Source organism: Vibrio sp. 1167, from assembly GCF_033340375.1.
Classification (GTDB): domain Bacteria; phylum Pseudomonadota; class Gammaproteobacteria; order Enterobacterales; family Vibrionaceae; genus Vibrio; species Vibrio alginolyticus.
In genome coordinates this window covers 1-1,496 of the sequence record NZ_JAWOWK010000054.1, presented here as the reverse complement: position 1 = coordinate 1,496, position 1,496 = coordinate 1, and the positions used below count along the sequence as shown (strand labels likewise).

Genomic DNA, 1,496 nt, shown 5'->3' with positions numbered 1-1,496 from the left:
ACTCAGAAGTGAAACGAAATAGCGCCGATGGTAGTGTGGGGTTTCCCCATGTGAGAGTAGGACATCGCCAGGCTTTAAATTTAGACTTAGGTCTAACCAGTGCGGAGCGGTAGTTCAGTTGGTTAGAATACCGGCCTGTCACGCCGGGGGTCGCGGGTTCGAGTCCCGTCCGCTCCGCCACTTATTTGAAAGCCCTGCTAGAAATAGCAGGGCTTTTGTCGTTTTAGGCTGTCATTTTCCCTTCCAAGAGAAGTCATACCAACCTTGAAAATTAACTGGTTAGGTCTATCCACTTTTACGAATGCATTTTAGTGACTCTTTTGGAGCAATCCAAAAACCGATTTCATGCATCGCAGACTTTGGAGATGATGTTGTGGTAATCAGTAAAAGATTGGTTGGCTAAATAGCGTGGTCTCAACCAACGCCATACTTGTTCGATGGGGTTTGGCTCTGGAGAATAGGGCGAAAGTTTGATGACACTGACATTTAAAGTCATTGGCAATTTCTTCTGTATGCCATCCTGCACCATCCATTACAACGACAGCGTGACGTCCCTCCTCCGTGACTGCCAAGTGCTCTATCATGATGTCTTTATTAACCCAGGGACAATGATAGCCTCACCAATTCCTCTTCTGCGACGACTGAACCGAACAGATAAGCATACTCAAATTGTTGTTTCTCGGCTCTTGGGCTAGTTGCTTTTTCAGCCCATAAGCGTGTTGTCGTGTTTTGTTGCCTAAATCTGGCTTCGTCCTGAAACCAAACATCAACACACTCTAAAGCTATATGTTCTGGGATATTAAGGATCGTTTCGATTTTGATTTTGATTTTTTCAAATCCTCCTGTGCTTGGCTTTTCTTGCCATCCTTCCAGCCCTTCTTCAAGAAAGGTTTAAACCTACTTATTGACACTGGTTCGGCTTACCTTGAGAAACTTGGCGATTTGTGTGCGTGAGTGTCCATCATTTGAAATGAGTAAGGGTCAGTGGCCTCATTTTCATCTGAATGGATTTTTGCTGACTTGCGAGTTTTTAAAGTCGATATTATTGAGGCTGTCCATAGCGAATCAGTTCTGTGGGTCATGTTTTTACTTAGATTGGTATTACTTGTCTGCTGAGTGGTGCTCATTGGCGTGGGTGGAGAAAAGCCGAAAAAACGATAAGGGTCAAACTGTAGCGAGTGGTTTAAGAGAGAGGGGCTGGGTTTCTAGTTAATTTAATACGTGTTGATGGTTATGGATAAACGGCAGGCAATAAAAAGCCGACAGTAAACTGTCGGCTTGATAATGTTGTTACTGGTTAGTCGTGCTGAACCAGCATCAGAGCTTTACGAGAGACTTCATGAGCTGCTTTGGTTAGATTTTGCTTCTCTAGTGTATCTGCTAGGAAAGCATAGTCAGATACGTCTGAGCGAAGTTTTAGAGCTATTTCAAAGTGCTCCTGAGCTTGTTGCCATTTCTCTTGACGGAAGTAGAAGTGTGCTAGAGCGCTGTGTGCC

General features: G+C 44.3%; 2 protein-coding genes and 1 tRNA gene. 1 reads left to right on the top strand and 2 read right to left on the bottom strand.

Annotated elements, in window-relative coordinates:
• The first annotated feature begins 103 nt into the window (after positions 1-103).
• A tRNA-Asp gene (locus R7Z78_RS24290) sits at positions 104-180 on the top strand.
• Positions 181-343: 163 nt separating this feature from the next.
• Here R7Z78_RS24290 and R7Z78_RS25085 read toward each other — a convergent pair.
• Both R7Z78_RS25085 and R7Z78_RS24280 read right to left on the bottom strand, forming a co-directional pair.
• Positions 344-496 carry an IS630 family transposase gene (locus R7Z78_RS25085; protein ID WP_021447434.1) on the bottom strand — a complete coding sequence of 51 codons (153 nt, stop codon included), beginning with the start codon at positions 494-496 and terminating at the stop codon, positions 344-346.
• An 801-nt stretch (positions 497-1,297) separates the two neighbouring features.
• A partial coding sequence (locus tag R7Z78_RS24280) for a tetratricopeptide repeat protein (protein WP_169643863.1) occupies positions 1,298-1,496 on the bottom strand: 199 nt, incomplete at its 5' end.

What these genes read in the sequence shown, in the direction of transcription:
- R7Z78_RS25085 (WP_021447434.1), bottom strand. Translation starts at nt 496, where the DNA reads ATGACTTTAAATGTCAGTGTCATCAAACTTTCGCCCTATTCTCCAGAG.